Source organism: Pseudoalteromonas sp. US3C1013 (assembly GCF_048401115.1).
GTDB lineage: Bacteria > Pseudomonadota > Gammaproteobacteria > Enterobacterales > Alteromonadaceae > Pseudoalteromonas > Pseudoalteromonas undina.
Genome location: NZ_CP183075.1, coordinates 2,495,593 through 2,510,583, shown reverse-complemented (window position 1 = coordinate 2,510,583; position 14,991 = coordinate 2,495,593). Strand labels below are relative to the sequence as shown.

General features: G+C 39.5%; 19 protein-coding genes. 9 read left to right on the top strand and 10 right to left on the bottom strand.

The genetic code is table 11. The features are described 5' to 3' along the window. Position 1 precedes the first annotated feature (1 nt). Positions 2 to 445, bottom strand: a complete 444-nt coding sequence (gene dksA / locus ACNSN2_RS11755) for an RNA polymerase-binding protein DksA (RefSeq protein WP_008111170.1) — start codon at positions 443 to 445, stop codon at positions 2 to 4. A gap of 280 nt (positions 446 to 725) precedes the next feature. After that, the gene (gene sfsA, locus ACNSN2_RS11750) at positions 726 to 1,445 is read right to left on the bottom strand and encodes a DNA/RNA nuclease SfsA (RefSeq protein WP_418607450.1); all 720 of its coding nucleotides are present in this window, start codon (positions 1,443 to 1,445) and stop codon (positions 726 to 728) included. A gap of 144 nt (positions 1,446 to 1,589) precedes the next feature. Between sfsA and pepB the strand changes: the two genes are divergently transcribed. Next, on the top strand, positions 1,590 to 2,888 hold the full coding sequence (gene pepB, locus ACNSN2_RS11745; protein WP_054201839.1) for an aminopeptidase PepB: 1,299 nt from the start codon (positions 1,590 to 1,592) through the stop codon (positions 2,886 to 2,888). A 175-nt stretch (positions 2,889 to 3,063) separates the two neighbouring features. After that, complete coding sequence (locus ACNSN2_RS11740; protein WP_010387648.1) at positions 3,064 to 3,630, top strand: phosphoribosyltransferase; 567 nt, start codon at positions 3,064 to 3,066, stop codon at positions 3,628 to 3,630. Positions 3,631 to 3,679: 49 nt separating this feature from the next. Here the strand turns inward: ACNSN2_RS11740 and ACNSN2_RS11735 are convergent, their stop codons facing one another. After that, positions 3,680 to 4,336 carry a Crp/Fnr family transcriptional regulator gene (locus ACNSN2_RS11735; protein WP_008111159.1) on the bottom strand — a complete coding sequence of 219 codons (657 nt, stop codon included), beginning with the start codon at positions 4,334 to 4,336 and terminating at the stop codon, positions 3,680 to 3,682. A 278-nt stretch (positions 4,337 to 4,614) separates the two neighbouring features. On the opposite strand from ACNSN2_RS11735, the gene ACNSN2_RS11730 reads away from it, so the two are divergent. Then, the gene (locus ACNSN2_RS11730) at positions 4,615 to 4,851 is read left to right on the top strand and encodes a YgjV family protein (RefSeq protein WP_010387650.1); all 237 of its coding nucleotides are present in this window, start codon (positions 4,615 to 4,617) and stop codon (positions 4,849 to 4,851) included. A 25-nt stretch (positions 4,852 to 4,876) separates the two neighbouring features. On the opposite strand, the gene ACNSN2_RS11725 is transcribed toward ACNSN2_RS11730, so the two are convergent. From ACNSN2_RS11725 to ACNSN2_RS11705, 5 genes are all read right to left on the bottom strand, one after another. Continuing rightward, positions 4,877 to 6,565, bottom strand: a complete 1,689-nt coding sequence (locus tag ACNSN2_RS11725; RefSeq protein WP_418607447.1) for an amidohydrolase — start codon at positions 6,563 to 6,565, stop codon at positions 4,877 to 4,879. A 202-nt stretch (positions 6,566 to 6,767) separates the two neighbouring features. Beyond that, positions 6,768 to 7,004, bottom strand: a complete 237-nt coding sequence (locus ACNSN2_RS11720; RefSeq protein WP_054201837.1) for a calcium-binding protein — start codon at positions 7,002 to 7,004, stop codon at positions 6,768 to 6,770. Between the two features lie 8 nt (positions 7,005 to 7,012). Continuing rightward, complete coding sequence (locus ACNSN2_RS11715) at positions 7,013 to 7,249, bottom strand: EF-hand domain-containing protein (RefSeq protein ID WP_010387655.1); 237 nt, start codon at positions 7,247 to 7,249, stop codon at positions 7,013 to 7,015. Positions 7,250 to 7,405: 156 nt separating this feature from the next. After that, on the bottom strand, positions 7,406 to 7,633 hold the full coding sequence (locus ACNSN2_RS11710; RefSeq protein WP_008111149.1) for a hypothetical protein: 228 nt from the start codon (positions 7,631 to 7,633) through the stop codon (positions 7,406 to 7,408). Between the two features lie 12 nt (positions 7,634 to 7,645). Further along, positions 7,646 to 7,879: an EF-hand domain-containing protein gene (locus ACNSN2_RS11705; protein WP_055012984.1), complete on the bottom strand. Its 234-nt coding sequence runs from the start codon at positions 7,877 to 7,879 to the stop codon at positions 7,646 to 7,648. 304 nt (positions 7,880 to 8,183) lie between these two features. On the opposite strand from ACNSN2_RS11705, the gene ACNSN2_RS11700 reads away from it, so the two are divergent. Genes ACNSN2_RS11700 through ACNSN2_RS11680 form a run of 5 tightly spaced genes read left to right on the top strand, consistent with a single transcriptional unit; the run spans position 8,184 to position 13,233 of the window. Then, entirely contained in the window at positions 8,184 to 9,638 is a 1,455-nt protein-coding gene (locus tag ACNSN2_RS11700; RefSeq protein WP_138570406.1) for a HAMP domain-containing sensor histidine kinase, read from the top strand. Position 9,639: 1 nt separating this feature from the next. After that, positions 9,640 to 10,173 (top strand): hypothetical protein, encoded by a 534-nt coding sequence (locus tag ACNSN2_RS11695; protein ID WP_418607444.1) that lies wholly within the window; start codon positions 9,640 to 9,642, stop codon positions 10,171 to 10,173. A gap of 2 nt (positions 10,174 to 10,175) precedes the next feature. Continuing rightward, entirely contained in the window at positions 10,176 to 11,525 is a 1,350-nt protein-coding gene (locus ACNSN2_RS11690; RefSeq protein WP_054201833.1) for a sigma 54-interacting transcriptional regulator, read from the top strand. Between the two features lie 20 nt (positions 11,526 to 11,545). After that, positions 11,546 to 12,046 carry a DUF1543 domain-containing protein gene (locus ACNSN2_RS11685; RefSeq protein ID WP_010387662.1) on the top strand — a complete coding sequence of 167 codons (501 nt, stop codon included), beginning with the start codon at positions 11,546 to 11,548 and terminating at the stop codon, positions 12,044 to 12,046. 35 nt (positions 12,047 to 12,081) lie between these two features. Continuing rightward, a complete protein-coding gene (locus tag ACNSN2_RS11680) occupies positions 12,082 to 13,233 on the top strand; it encodes a murein transglycosylase domain-containing protein (protein ID WP_418607442.1) in 1,152 nt (383 codons plus the stop codon). A 5-nt stretch (positions 13,234 to 13,238) separates the two neighbouring features. On the opposite strand, the gene ACNSN2_RS11675 is transcribed toward ACNSN2_RS11680, so the two are convergent. Then, complete coding sequence (locus ACNSN2_RS11675) at positions 13,239 to 13,457, bottom strand: hypothetical protein (RefSeq protein ID WP_036981490.1); 219 nt, start codon at positions 13,455 to 13,457, stop codon at positions 13,239 to 13,241. 135 nt (positions 13,458 to 13,592) lie between these two features. On the opposite strand from ACNSN2_RS11675, the gene ACNSN2_RS11670 reads away from it, so the two are divergent. Then, complete coding sequence (locus ACNSN2_RS11670; protein WP_418607441.1) at positions 13,593 to 14,831, top strand: multifunctional CCA addition/repair protein; 1,239 nt, start codon at positions 13,593 to 13,595, stop codon at positions 14,829 to 14,831. Between the two features lie 11 nt (positions 14,832 to 14,842). On the opposite strand, the gene ACNSN2_RS11665 is transcribed toward ACNSN2_RS11670, so the two are convergent. Then, the gene (locus ACNSN2_RS11665; RefSeq protein WP_008111127.1) at positions 14,843 to 14,983 is read right to left on the bottom strand and encodes a hypothetical protein; all 141 of its coding nucleotides are present in this window, start codon (positions 14,981 to 14,983) and stop codon (positions 14,843 to 14,845) included. Positions 14,984 to 14,991: the final 8 nt, after the last annotated feature.

Genomic DNA, 14,991 nt, shown 5'->3' with positions numbered 1-14,991 from the left:
ATTAGCCGCGTCCAGATTGCTTTTCTTTAATTTCAGCAAGTGTTTTACAATCTACACATAAATCAGCAGTTGGGCGCGCTTCTAGGCGGCGAATGCCAATTTCAATACCACAAGATTCACAAAAGCCAAATTCGTCTTCTTTAATTAATATAATTGTTTTTTCAATTTTTTTAATTAATTTGCGCTCGCGGTCACGCGTTCGAAGCTCTAATGAGAACTCTTCTTCTTGTGCTGCGCGGTCAACGGGATCAGGAAAGTTAGCTGCTTCATCTTGCATGTGTGATTTGGTACGATCAACTTCGTTACGTAAATCATTACGCCAAGTTTCTAAAATTGTTTTAAAATGAGCACGTTGTGCATCATTCATGTACTCTTCACCCGGTTTTTCTTGGTATGGTTCTAAACCGGCTTGAGCCAATAAACCATGTCTTTTTTGGTCTGGCATAACTCTCTCCTAAATCCTTAATTTAATGCCTCAGCATTAGCCGGCGGTATAAATAACAGAAACTCATACCCTAGGCAAATTTATTTTTAAATAATCGAATTAGCTTAACCCTGTTTGGTGATATAAAAGTAGTAAAAGTATTGTATATACTTTTTATCACAGTATTGGTTTATAAACTGGCGTAGTTATATGGGCAATAACAATAAAAACAACTTATTTTTACTTTTTGATTAAGTATTTTTTGGGCGTGGCGAAATAGCAACGTTTAAATGCGCGCTTTTTACTCAACAAATGCTACTTTCTCAACCAAAGTTACTTCACTTGCAGAAATATGGGCTTTATAAGCTAATACTTCTACGCCTTGCTCAATCGCTTCGCTAAGTAATTGTGCATAGGTTGAATCAATATGCGCCGCGGCACTCACTTGTGTGATCCCTTGATGTAGCACCGAAAATAGTAATACCGCACGATGCCCTTGTTTTACCATTTCGATTAATTCACGAATATGCTTTTGCCCACGAACTGTTTGCGCGTCAGGGAAGTAACCTTGCCCGCTTTGTGGATGCTCTTCACTTAGGAGCGTGACTGATTTAACTTCAACATAGCAATTGGCTTTACTGCTGTGGGTAAGTAAAAAGTCGATGCGGCTGTTTTCACTGCCATATTTTACTTCACTTCGAACTTGCTGATAGCCTGTCAGCTCTTTAATCACTTCAGCGTTAATCGCTTCTTCAACTACTTTATTGGCAACGGCTGTATTTACACAAATAAGTTGTGACAAGTTATTTTGCGTCAGCTCTAATGACTGTGGGTACTTTCGTTTGGTGTTACTGCTGGTGGAATAAAAGGCATTAAAACCGGCATCGGCGCAGCCCGTCATTTTACCTGTATTAGCACAGTGAGCGGTAAAAGTGCTGCCATCACTGAGCTCTAAATCAGCTAAAAAGCGTTTGTAACGTTTTAATAACGTAGCAGATTGTAATGGCGGGGTGTACTTCATTAATGACTTCCTTATATAACCAGGGTTCAGGTTAAGTAAAATAAGACTTTACGGGCTATTTGAGGTTATTTACCGCAAGCTGTTGGGAACTTAAGCGCGCTATAGTAAACTCAACCACACATTTAAGTGCAAGGATATTCTAACATGAGTGAAAAATTTGTTGTTCAATTAAGCGAGCAGTCGGCACCAGGACACTGGGGCGAAAGTGCGTCACTATCTTTTAACGAACACGGCGCAACAGTTCATTTATCTGAGCAAGAAACATTAAAAAACGTGCAAAAAGCAGGTCGTACTATTGCCAGCCAAGGCATTAAAAGTGTTGTGCTTGAAGGCGATGTTTGGTGTACAGAGAGCCAATGGGCATTTTACCAAGGCTTTGTATCACCAAAAGTACTGCACGGTGTTGAGTTTGTTGATAATGCACAATCAGATTTAAAAGAACTTGCTGATTTAAAAGCATCAGCAACGTGGGCGCGTGAAATGGTTAACGGCACCGCCGATGACATTTACCCAGAGAGCCTAGCAGAAAAAGCGGCTGAATTTATTCAATCACTGGCGCCAGAGCATGTTAGCTATCAAATAATAAAAGGTGATGCGCTATTAGAGCAGCAATGGATTGGTATTCATGCTGTAGGTCGTGGTAGTGAACGCCCACCAGTGTTACTTGAGCTTGATTACAATCCAACTGGCGATGATAACGCACCAGTAAGCGCTGCACTTGTAGGTAAAGGTATTACATTTGACTCAGGTGGTTACTCAATTAAGTCTAGCGAAGGCATGTTAGGCATGAAATGCGACATGGGCGGAGCGGCAACAGTTACCGCAGGTTTAGCATTGGCGATTAACCGTGGTGTTGAAAAGCGTATTAAGTTGTTTTTATGTTGTGCTGAGAACTTAATTTCCGGTCATGCATACAAACTAGGTGACATTCTTACCTACAAAAATGGCACAAGCGTTGAAATTGTAAACACAGATGCTGAAGGTCGTTTAGTATTAGCTGATGGCCTTATGGCGGCAGGTGAGACAGGTGCACCACTTATTATTGATGCAGCAACATTGACGGGCGCAGCCCTTGTTGCCGTTGGTCAAGAATACAACGCGTTATTTGCCCTTGATAAAGAGCTAGTGCGTGAAGTAGAAGACTTTGCATCACAAGAAATGGAAGCCGCTTGGCCATTACCGCTTGAAAAGTGGCATCAACAAAACTGCCCATCACCGTATGCAGATACAGCAAACAGCCGTGCACAAAAAGGCGGTGGTTATGGTGGTGCTTCAAATGCAGCAGGTTTCTTATCTCGCTTTGTGCCAAACGATGGCAAAGGTTGGGTACACATTGATTTAGCGGCTGCATTTAATATGGGTGGTGGCACTAGTCAGTGGGCTTCAGGTGCAACTACCCAAGGTATGCGTACAGTAGCGCGCACCTTGCTTGAAAAGGCCTAATCAATTCAGATTAAGCAATTAGTTAAAAAATAGGTACCTTAAGGTGCCTATTTTTTTATCCGCCATACAAGCAATTTTGTTTTATTTACGGTAAAATCCTTCGCCAATACGTGTTTGAGCATCTATTTTATTTAAACCTCGCTCAAATATTATACATACCACTGGGATCCTTACTATGTCAGAAAAGTGCTATATCACGGCTCAACAATTACTTGAAGATTCATTCCGCGTAGCGGCACAAGTGTATAAAGATGGCTTTCGTCCAGATTTTATTATTGGTATATGGCGCGGTGGTGCTCCAATCGGGATCGCAGTTCAAGAATATTATGACTACAAAGGCATAGAGACCGATCATATTGCGGTGCGTACGTCGTCTTATTACGGTATTGGCAAGCAATCAAAAGAAATCAAAGTACATGGTTTACACTACATTGTTGAAAACGCGAATGCGGGTGATTCATTACTGATTGTGGATGATGTGTTTGACTCAGGTCGGAGTATTGTGGCGTTGAAAGAGAAGCTTTCTGAACTAATGCGCTTAAACTTACCGAGTGATATTCGTATTGCTTGTCCATACTACAAGCCAAAAAACTCAAAAGTAGATACAGTGCCTGATTACTACATTCATGAGTCTGAAGAATGGTTAGTATTCCCGCATGAATTATCAGGGTTAACGCCGGATGAAATTATTGAAGGCAAATCTGATTTAGCTAAAATCCACGATATTTTACTTGAAAAATAAACGTGATTTTGCTCAATAAAAAAGGCCTTAATGGCCTTTTTTATTGTCTTTAAAGCTGTGCAAAGCTATCTACATAGTCACTGAGTTTAGGAATATCGACAGCTTGCAGCCCTTGAGTGCTTCGTTGCACTAGGTTTTTTTCTACTAACTCACTCACTACCCGTCGGTATGCACGTTCAGTGGTTGCAAAGCGCTCTGCTTCTGCATTTACCGTAGGATAAGCACGCAATAAAGTGGGGTTGTTATTCTCCGCACGCAATAAACAGTCTTTAGCAATGTTGTAGCTTAAGGGAAGTAACAGTTTATCTAAGTTAATTTTTTGATTTTCTTGAAACTTAGCGGCAATGGTTTGCGCTGTGTATAGGCTCAGTTCTGGTTTATCGAGCAATAATGAGCGCCAATGCTTTAGCTCAATAAGATTATACGTTACATCACTGAAGCAGGTTACCGTGTAAATACACGGGTTATTATTCAGTGCTTCAATTTCGCCAATCAAGGTGTTGTTACAGTCGAGCTGGCCAAGTAGCAGGCGTCGGCCATTTCCTACATCGTAACTAAACGATACAGTACCACTTCGCACCAATACCAACTTAGTGAGTGGTTGGTCTTGCTGTATTAATATTTCTTTTTTTGATTGCTGATAACTACTGCCGGCAAATGTCAGCAGCTGTTCAACAAGGTAACTGGAAAAATGGTATTGAAACATCAATCATGCTCTTCGGACAAATGTCCTATTTATTACACCTTAATGACGATAGCATTAAGATTAAGAATTTACGCTAACTTACCCACGCCGTTATTTATTTAATGGCGTTAAATGACCTTCATTCTACCGTGTAATGATTAAAAAATTGTGGGTAAAACCAGTATATTTTAAGGTTTTATTGGTAAGTTAGCTTTTTTATTTAAACTGCTAAGCAGCAGTTTTTAATAATGTACTAAAATTTAGCTAGTAATATTAACCTAAAGCCTGGGAGAGAACAATTGAGTTGGGAATATTTAGGTTATTTAGCATCCGTTTTACTAGTTATTTCTTTGACCATGACCGATGTAACCAAACTGCGTTGGTTTAATTTATTGGGCTGTATTGCGTTTACTTTTTACGGTACAGCAATCGGTTCTGTACCGGTGGCATTTACTAATGGCTTGTTAGCTCTGGTCAATATATATCACATTATTAAGTTATATCGTCAGTCTAGGGCTGATACAAAAAAGGGTTAACGTTTAAGTTAACCCTTTTTTGTTTTTACTCAGACTTTGCTGAATCTTTTTGGTAGCGTAATTTACCTGCTATCCACGTTTGCAATACCTGAGTTTTATAAAGCTGCTCAATAGGTACTTTAAAGTAGTCTTGATCAACCAGTATAAAGTCAGCCCATTTACCTTGCTCTAAACTACCTACTTTAAACTCTTGATGCGCTGCATACGCGCCGCCAAGGGTAAACGCACGTAATGCATCTTCTCTGCTCAATACCTCACTGGCGCGCCAACCGTTTTCAGGCAGTTGATTATGATCCATGCGCGTTATCGCAGAATATAAACCATCAAATGGGTTCGCTAGTTCGACAGGGTAATCAGACCCCGCCGCAATCGTTGAACCTTGGTCTAAAAATGTTTGCCAAGCATAAGCGCCTTGTAATTGTTTGTCGGTTAAACGCTGCTCAGCCATATGCATGTCTGATGTGGCATGCACAGGTTGCATAGATGGAATTATTTTCAGGGTTTTAAAGCGCGGGATATCCTCTGGCGAGACTATTTGTGCATGCTCCATACGATTGCGCAGTAGTATGCCACCGGTTTGTTTAAATACATTTTGATAGGCATCTAGCACAATTTTATTTGCTCTATCGCCAATTGCATGTGTGTTAGCGCTAAAACCATTTTTAAAAGTCAGGGTAAATAATTGCTCTAGCTTTTGTTGGGTTTCAAGCATAAGGCCAAAATGGTTGGCTCTATCAGCGTATTCTTCAATAAGCGCAGCACCACGTGACCCTAATGCGCCATCAGCATAAATTTTTACACTGCGGATAGATAAAAAGTCCTGCGCATCTTGATAACGACCGGCTTTAAGCATCATGTTTAAATCTGGGCTTGCTGCACTTAACATTGCTACAATTCTAAGCGGTAATGTACCTAACTCGGCACGTTGTTTATAAACTTGCCATGTGGTTCTATCAATACCTGCATCATGAGTTGAGGTAATACCTAGGCTTAGTAAGTGTTTACCTGCGGCATCTAATGCATTACTGACCGATTGTGCAGACGTTACAGGCATATGTTGAGTAATTAAGGTTTCTGCTTTATCAATAAAAATGCCGGTAGGTTTACCAAACTCACCTTTTATAATTTCTCCGCCAGCTGGGGCTGGTGTGTCAGCGTTAATATTGGCAAGTTCTAATGCTTTTGAGTTAACCCAAATGGCGTGACCATCTACTCGCGATAAAATAACAGGGCGATCGTTAACGACTTTGTCTAAGTCAGCGGCCGTAGGAAAGCGAGTATTTGACCATAGCTCTTGGTTCCAGCCTCGACCAATGATCCAACCTTTTTTATCTTTGGCAAATTCCTTGAGTTTAGCGGTTACTTCATCTACCGACTTTGCACCGCGCACATCAAGTTGCGACAAATTACTACCTAGCCCGATGACATGTCCATGGGCATCAATGAGTCCTGGGAGTAGTGTTTTGCCTTTCGCGTCAATTAGGGTTGCGCCCGGAAAGCTATTTTTCAAGCTGTCTGGACCTGTTTTAACTACTTTGCCATCTTTTATAACTAAGGTTGTAAATGTGTTTACTTCGCCATGGCGCATTTTTCCTTTATACAAAGGTGAGTAACCATTGGCATTATAAATGACTTGAGTTTGTGCTATTGCCACGCTAGTGACGGCACAAAGGCTTGCTAGCAATATAGGTTTTATTAGTTTTATCAGTTGCATAAGACGCACATTGTTATTATTTGTACTATCACAGTAGCAAACTCAAATTTAGAATACCAATAGCATAATTTATTAAGCGTCGTATAAGTCAGCCTTTAGCTAAATCAAGCAACAAGTTAAGGGTGAAATAGGATGTGTTAACAATGGGGTTTAACTTTCTAAAGCTTGATATTGTTAACCAAGCTTTATTTGAGGAGGCTATTTATTTACTGGCGTACAAGGTGTATTCGCTTAATGATAATTGTGCATCTTTGTCACTGTCATAGCTGCTAAAGCGTGACCACAAAGCTGGATCACTGGCAGCTTCAGAACGAGTCAAAAAGCCATCTTGGTTGCGGTCAAGTTTTTCAAACTTTTCGGCAATATAACTGCTTGTTGCAAAACTCATACAGCTAAAAACAGTCAGTGTTAGTAAAATAATATTATGAAAAGGCTTCATATAAATGCTCAGTACAGGTTAGTGGTTAAGTAGTTTTTAAACTCAGTTAAAGAAATTCTGTTATCTTGATTTTCATCCCAATTTGAAAATGAGTTTAATAGCTGAGGCTGAGCAGCAAGCTCGCTATGGGTTAAATATCCATCATTATTTTTGTCCAAGTGGTCAAAGCGTTGCTTTACATCAAGTGCGAATGCACTTTGGCTGATAAAAAGTAAAGCACCAATAAAGGGAAGCAGTATTCTCATAGTTGGCGTTCCAAGGTGTATTTTAATTGCTGGCAGTATTGAAAGAAAGCACTTGCCATAATTTAACTCCCAACATTAAATCCGTTTACACACTCCCTCAGGGATTATGGCAAATGCTTTTAACTCTATAATATAAAACTTAACTTGAATCTAAACTTAAGGTTTAAAGTTTTCGAACTCTTTTTTAGAAATCATCTCGTTATTGTCTTTGTCTAAATCAGTAAACTGCTTAAGCAGCTGCTTATCTTGTTTGGCCTCAGTGAGCGATATTTGGCCGTCCATATTTTTATCTAAATGCATAAAACGTACATTTAACGACGATGCCAATGCCGTCGCGCTAATAGCTAAAAATAGTAGCGAAAAAGCACCAATTAATTGTTTCATAAATATACTCCTTTATTTTACAAACTGTTTAAATTCATCGAACGATAGTTGTCCGTCTTCATTCTTGTCTATTTGTGCAAAATTCTCATGCAGTAATGCATCTTCGCCTGCCTCTGCTTCGCTTAATGTACCGTTGCTGTCTTTATCTAGGCTGTAAAATGCTGTATTCACATCAAGCGCAAATATATGGCTACTCGTTAAACATAACGCTATTAAGGCAGTAGATTTTAAATAACCTTTAGTCATTCCTTGGCCTTTAAAAATTAATATTTATAAGCGTATTACAATTATAGTGCCAGCTTTAATTTTTATTAAAAATCAATGGTTTAATTTTTTAACTTGTTTTTAATGAGTAATATTTACCGACGGTTGTGTGTTTTATGCAACATTTTCTTAGTTAGAGTTTTTTACTATTTTTAAATCAAGTGTTTAACTTGTCGCAATTGTGCGACATTGCAACGATTTTGCTCTCAAAAATGTATTTGGTTCAGCGAGTGTATAAGTTGAGCGCTTAATAATAGAGCGCTTAAAAGTAGTAAAGGATTAGTGTATGCCTGCAATCATGGCTGAAAAATATAAAGCATTGGTAAACTGGCGTCCTAATTTGATTGGCCAGTTTGTAATGAGTATGCTGTTGTCACTCTTGCCTTTGTCTATTGTGGTTATTGTATTTTTAAATGTATTGAATAAACAATTAGCGGTCACACAGCAAATTGTCAGTAATAACTACCAAGTAACCAAGTCGTTTAATGCACTTAAACAAGAGCTCAATAGTTTAGAAAGGGCAACAAGGCAAAACTGGGTTTTAAAAAGCGATTCACTCGATAAACTTATCGTGGATAAATGGCAGTCATCGCTGGACAATATAAATGAGCTTAAACGGCTTTCTAGCAGCCAGCAAAGTACTCAACAATGGCAACGGTTAACAGATACGCTAAAAGCAGCGCATACCAAACTGGTGGTTGAAGCTCGTGAGCAAGCAGAGTTGTTTGTGCCAATTAGTGAAATACTGGCAGATCTAACAATGTGGTTGCGCGAAACCAATGAAGCTAAAATCACTCAAAACCAAATTAAACTGACAAATTTACAAGCCTCCTTTATAAACTGGTTAGTGGCACTTACGCCTTTAACCTTACTTGTTGGCGGTGGGTTTTTATGGCGGATAAGTGGCCGTTTAAAAGGTTTAACCTCCGTTATTGATAAATTAGGCCAAGGAGATTGGCAGCAAAAAATATCAGTGCAGGGATCAGCTGAACTCATTGAACTAGGTAACAAGTTGCAGTGGGTGCAGGCGCAATTGCATATGCTAGAGCAGCAAAAAGATACGTTTTTACGCCATGTTACTCACGAATTAAAAACGCCTTTGGCCTCTATGGTTGAGGGCACTGAGTTATTAGCCGATGAAATTGTTGGGCCAATTAATAATGAGCAAAAAGCAGTGCTTGAGTTAATTAGTCAATCTATGGTGCGATTACGCACTATGATAGACAGCTTGTTAAGTTATAACGCGATTCGAACCAGTAAAGATAATGTTAGTGAAGTGGAATTTAACCAGCTAATAAAAAAGGTAAGTAATCATTTTGAACATAGGTTAAATGCACGAGAGCAGTCGCTTATTTGGCACAATAGCTTACCGACAGTTGCACTTAATTTACCGAGAGAATTAATTGAAATGATTTTAATTCAGTTAATCTCTAATGGTTTAAAGTTTTCACAGTCAAACCAAGCAGTGTCGATTAGCTTAAGTTTAGAAAGCAATAGCTTAATTATACAGGTTGCTGATGAGGGCTGCGGTATTAAAGAGCATGAAAAAGAATATGTTTTTGGCGCTTTTTATCAAGGTAAACACAGTAAAGAGATTAGTCTTCAAGGCAGTGGTTTAGGCCTTACCATAGTAAAAGAGTCGGTTGAACAGTTACAGGGTAAGTTAACTATTGAGCATAATGAGCCGCAAGGCTGTCGATTTAACATTGTCATCCCCTATAAAAATAAAGGAGTTAAATAATATGTCTGCGCGTTTAATGGCTATTTTATGGCTAACCAGCAGTCTCGTTTTTTTATCTGGGTGTGAATTAACCAACACTCAAACACCAGCTAAATCTAAGCTAATAGCTCAAACTCAGCCCGATAATAAAAGCAACCAGCCCAATCCAAAGCCGCGGCCAAAACTAGATCTTATGTATCCGCCCGCAGCGCAAGTTATTGCATGGCATGCCCATCAGTGTGGTGGCTTTAAATTAACGCCTGACAATAAGACTTACTTAGGGGAGCAAGCACTTAAGGCATTTTTTAATACCGCATGCGTCAACCTTAGTCGCGACCCTGATACTGTTATGAGTCAATTGCTTAAGCTAGATCAAGCTTACTATTGGCCAGACGATATAAAACACTATTTATGGCTGCAAAAGCAGCAGGTATTAATGCAAATAAATGCAAAAAAACAACAGCAAGCATTAAACGCTGAAATGCAAAAAACCTTATCGTCATTAGCTGCAATTGAACAGCAACTTTTATTACGTGAAGAAACCAAGGAGCAGTAACTATGTCAGTCACACTTCCATCAAGCGCTAAAGTGTTACTCGTTGATGACGATGCCAGCTTACTGCAGTTACTGGCAATTCGAATTCAATCAAAAGGTTATGAAGTAACAACGTGTGATAGTGGCATGAATGCATTACAAATACTTAAAAGCCAAGTATTTGATGCGGTGATCACCGATTTAAGAATGGATGAAATGGATGGAATGGCACTGCACCGACAATTGCAAAGCCGCTACCCAGCACTACCTGTAATTATGATGACGGCTCATGGTTCAATTCCTGATGCGGTAGAGGCGACTAAGCAAGGTATTTTTGCCTTTATTACTAAGCCAGTTGATAAAGATGAGCTATTCGATAGCTTAGCTAAAGCCATAGAAATACATGGGGTGAATAATGATGATATTACTCCGCAAAGCAATATTGTTACTCGCAGTGGCGCAATGCTGCATTTGCTAGAGCAAGTTAAATTACTAGGCCCTACTCAGGTAAATGTACTTATCTCTGGTGCTAGTGGAACGGGTAAGGAGCTGCTTGCACAGGCAATTCATCAGCACAGCCATGTTAGTGATGGCCCATTTGTGGCTATTAACTGTGGTGCAGTCCCTGGTGAGTTATTAGAATCGGAGTTATTTGGTCACAAAAAAGGCGCATTTACAGGGGCGGTAAAAGATCACCAAGGTCTGTTTCAGCAAGCGCAAGGGGGGACCTTATTTCTAGATGAAATTGGTGATATGCCGCTAAATTTACAAGTTAAGTTATTACGCGTGCTGCAAGAAAAAACCATTCGCCCAGTCGGTTTTCAAGAAGAAATCCCCATTAATGTGCGAATTGTTTCAGCGACCCATAAAAACCTGCCTGAAGCTATTAGCAATCAAGAGTTTAGAGAAGATTTATATTATCGTTTAAACGTAGTAAACCTCAAACTTCCTCCGCTGCGAGAGCGCCGTGAAGATATTAGCTTATTAGCCAACTTTTTTAGCGCCAATATTGCAAAACGTATGGAGCAAAAAGAAAAACGTTTTGCAAACGATGCCATGCATGCATTGGTAAGGTATGATTGGCCAGGTAATATTCGTCAATTACAAAATGTAGTGGAGCAGGTGGTTGCCTTAACACCAAGTGACGTTATATCTGAGCATTTAGTGCTTAGTGCGTTAAATAGCAATGAAAATAACGTTGAGCCACTTTCGCTTAACGACGCTAAAAAAGAGTTTGAGCGAGATTACGTTATCAATACCCTGAAAATGGCAGGGGGTAATGTGGCCGAAGGTGCAAAGCTTGCCAAGCGTAATCGTTCTGATTTTTATAAGCTGATTAAAAAGCATGAAATTGACGTAGATAGCTTAATGTAATTTTAAAAAAGGAAGTGAGCATGCAGTTATTTATGGTGTATTTAGGTGGGCGTATTCAAGGTTGCCACATAGAAATGCACGACGTACGCTTTGTGGTAGGTCAAAACATTGAGCAAACTTATAGCAAGCTTAAAAGTCAGTGGGTAGGCGACAAAAATAGCGTACACATGGATAGCTACATGGCGGTTAATCACATTGATGGTTATAAAGTCGAGGTAGTTGATAGTTATGTAGAGCAAAATAAGCAGCTTTATTTTGTTAACTTAGGTGCTTACAGAAGCGACTCACTAGCAGAGCAACACGACTTTGCTTTGTATGTTGCCAGCAGTAGTGAAGAAGCAAAACAGCGCGCTAAAAATGATTTACTAGCAGGGCTTAGCCATCTACACAAAGATGATTTACATGATGTTGATGATTGCTTTGCTATAGATTTACTCGATAGCCAGCTTAATATTAAACTAACCCCAAGTGGTCAAGCACAAACAATTAAACCTGACTGGTTTGGTTATCATGTATTATAATAAATGAGGATTTATTAAGTTTATTAGGATGTTGTGTGAAAAAGTATGCGTTTATACTTTTGCTAGTTGGCTTAAGTGGCTGTAAATCACTGTCAGGTTTACCGCCCGTTGTTGATTTAAATAAACTGGTAAAGCAAATAAAAAACGCTCCTACTGACGTGGTTGCAATTCACAAGCAAGCACAAAAAACACACCGTTCTATTAAGGCACAGGTTGGTAGCGTAAAACAGCTTTTAGCCGCATTAGAAAGCGTTGTTGGGCGCAAGTGGGGTAAACAAAACACTCAGCAACCTAGTGCCAAAAAATACGTAAAATACAGTAATGATTACCAAGCTCGTGCCATTATTGATTTTGAGCAAGGCACTGTAAAAGTAGAAACCATCGCGTTAAAAAATACAATAAGCTTGTTACAGCAGGCCATTGTTATGACTTTACTGACCTCTAGCGATCCCGATAAAACCGATATTTTTACCAGCGAAGCGCCAATTTTAGAAGGCGAGCCGTTTTTATACCAACAAGTGCTCGATCAAGATAAGTTACCCATAAAATATAGCTGGCGTGCTAATCGATTTGCGCGTTATTTAGTAAATAATAATTTAAAAAAGCAACGTCAATATGGGCACGTTATTTCGTCGGTTAGCTTTGATTTAGTAGAGCAAAATGCTCATTTAAGAAAGCAAAAGTACAGTGCTTATGTGCTGGCGGCTGCAAAAAAATATCAAATATCGGCAGCACTTATTTATGCCATTATTGAAACCGAAAGTAGCTTTAATCCACATGCGGTGAGCTCATCAAACGCCTATGGATTAATGCAAGTGATCCCGGCTACCGCAGGGCGCGATGTATACCAAAAAATAAAAAAAGTACCTGGGCAGCCAACCAAAGCAGTATTGTTTAATCCAAAATATAATATCGATATAGGCAGCGCCTATTTAAGTATTTTAAAAAATAACTACTTAAACAAAATTAGTACCGACAAAAGTAAGCACTTTGCCATGATCTCGTCTTATAACGGCGGGGCGGGTAATGTACTGCGCATATTTAATAAAAATAGAAGTGTGGCGTTTTCACAAATAAACCAGCTTACTGCAAGCCAGTTTTATAATATTCTCACCACTAAGCACTCACGTGCAGAATCAAGACGCTATTTATACAAAGTCACTAAAGCAGAAAAAAACTATCAGTAACTTATTTACTCATCATTTTCTTGTTGTTCACTTTTGGCTGCCATTTTAAAGGCTACTATTACTAAGCCAAACATAGCAAATGGGATTGCAGCTAACAAATACTCAACCAAATGGCTGTCTTGAAAATTAGCCTGTAGCAAGAAATGCCCTGCAACACACATAATAATAACCACCAAAAGGATGGGCAGTAACATAAGTTCTTTTTTTGCTGAGTGGTTTTTCATTCGCTGTTAGGTATTAAAAAATAATGCGCTATTGTAATGAGCTTAATAAAGCTTGGCAAACAACACAGATTTTTTAATGACTATTAGGTATGATTAACATCAAAGAAAAGCTTAAAAGTAGTGGTTGGGAATAAAGTGCAACAGAGTTTAAAGCAAGTTTACCTAGTGGGTGGAGCAGTGCGAGATAAACTGCTAAACATACAATCAAAAGATAATGACTATGTTGTTATTGGTGAAACGCCAGAGACAATGGAAGCGCTCGGATTTTTACCCATTGGCAGCGATTTTCCAGTTTACTTACACCCAAACACTAAAGAAGAATATGCACTAGGGCGCACTGAGCGTAAAAGTGGTAAAGGTTATACCGGCTTTGTGGTGGATGCCAGCCCAAACGTAACTCTTGAAGAAGATTTAGCACGCCGAGATTTAACCATTAACTCTATGGCACTAGACGAAAACGGCACCATTATTGATCCTTTTAATGGTCAAGCTGATTTAAAAAATAAAATACTGCGCCACACCACACACGCATTTGTAGAAGACCCTGTTCGGGTATTGCGTATTGCTCGCTTTTTAGCGCGTTATGGTAGCGACTGGTCTATTCATCCAAGTACTACTGCATTAATGCATGAGCTTAAAAATAAAGGCGAGTTGGAACATCTAGTACCAGAGCGAGTCTGGCTTGAAACAGAAAAAGCGCTTGGCGAAAAACACCCTGAGCTTTATTTCCAAGCATTAGATGGGTTAGGTATTTTTCCTGAAATAGAGCAGATGAAAAACACCCCGCAGCCGGCAAATCATCATCCCGAGGGCGATGTGTTTGTCCATACCATGCTAGTGCTTAGACGAGCAGCCGATTTAGGCTTTAACCTAGAAACGCGGTTTGCCGCCTTAACCCATGATTTTGGTAAAGCACTAAGCTATAAAAAACGCGGTAATTTACGCGGCCATGAACGTGAAGGGGTTGCTGTAGTTGAGGCGTTTTGTGAACGTTTAAAAGTACCTAATCGCTTTCGTGATATAGGCGTGCTTACCAGTGATAACCATACCCTTTGCCACACGCTTGAACAGTTAAGACCGCAAACTATTCATAAATTAATCGTCACTAATTTAAATGCGCTAGTGCATCCAGAGCGTTTTATTGCCTTTACTCAAGCGTGCCAGTGTGATGCACAAGGACGAGGCGAAACGCTGGTGGATAAGCCCTATCCACAAGCCGCTAAATTACGTGCTATTCACAACGAACTACAAAAAATGGATAAAAAACAGATAGTGCAAGACGCGCTTAAAAGCGGCAAAAAAGGCCCCGAAATAGGCGAAACGGTTAAGCAGGCTGAAATAGACTGCATTAAAGCGTTTTTACAGCTTAACTAATGGGGCGGGGGTTAAGCCCTTGCCTGCATCGCATGCTTTGTAGAAGCTTTTGCTCTTTTTAGAGCGCTTGCTGGTGATTGTTCATTCGCTGTATTTGGGCGATATAAATCAAGAATAAATTCTATTTCTTCACGTTCTAATAATTCGTTCATAGTTTTTC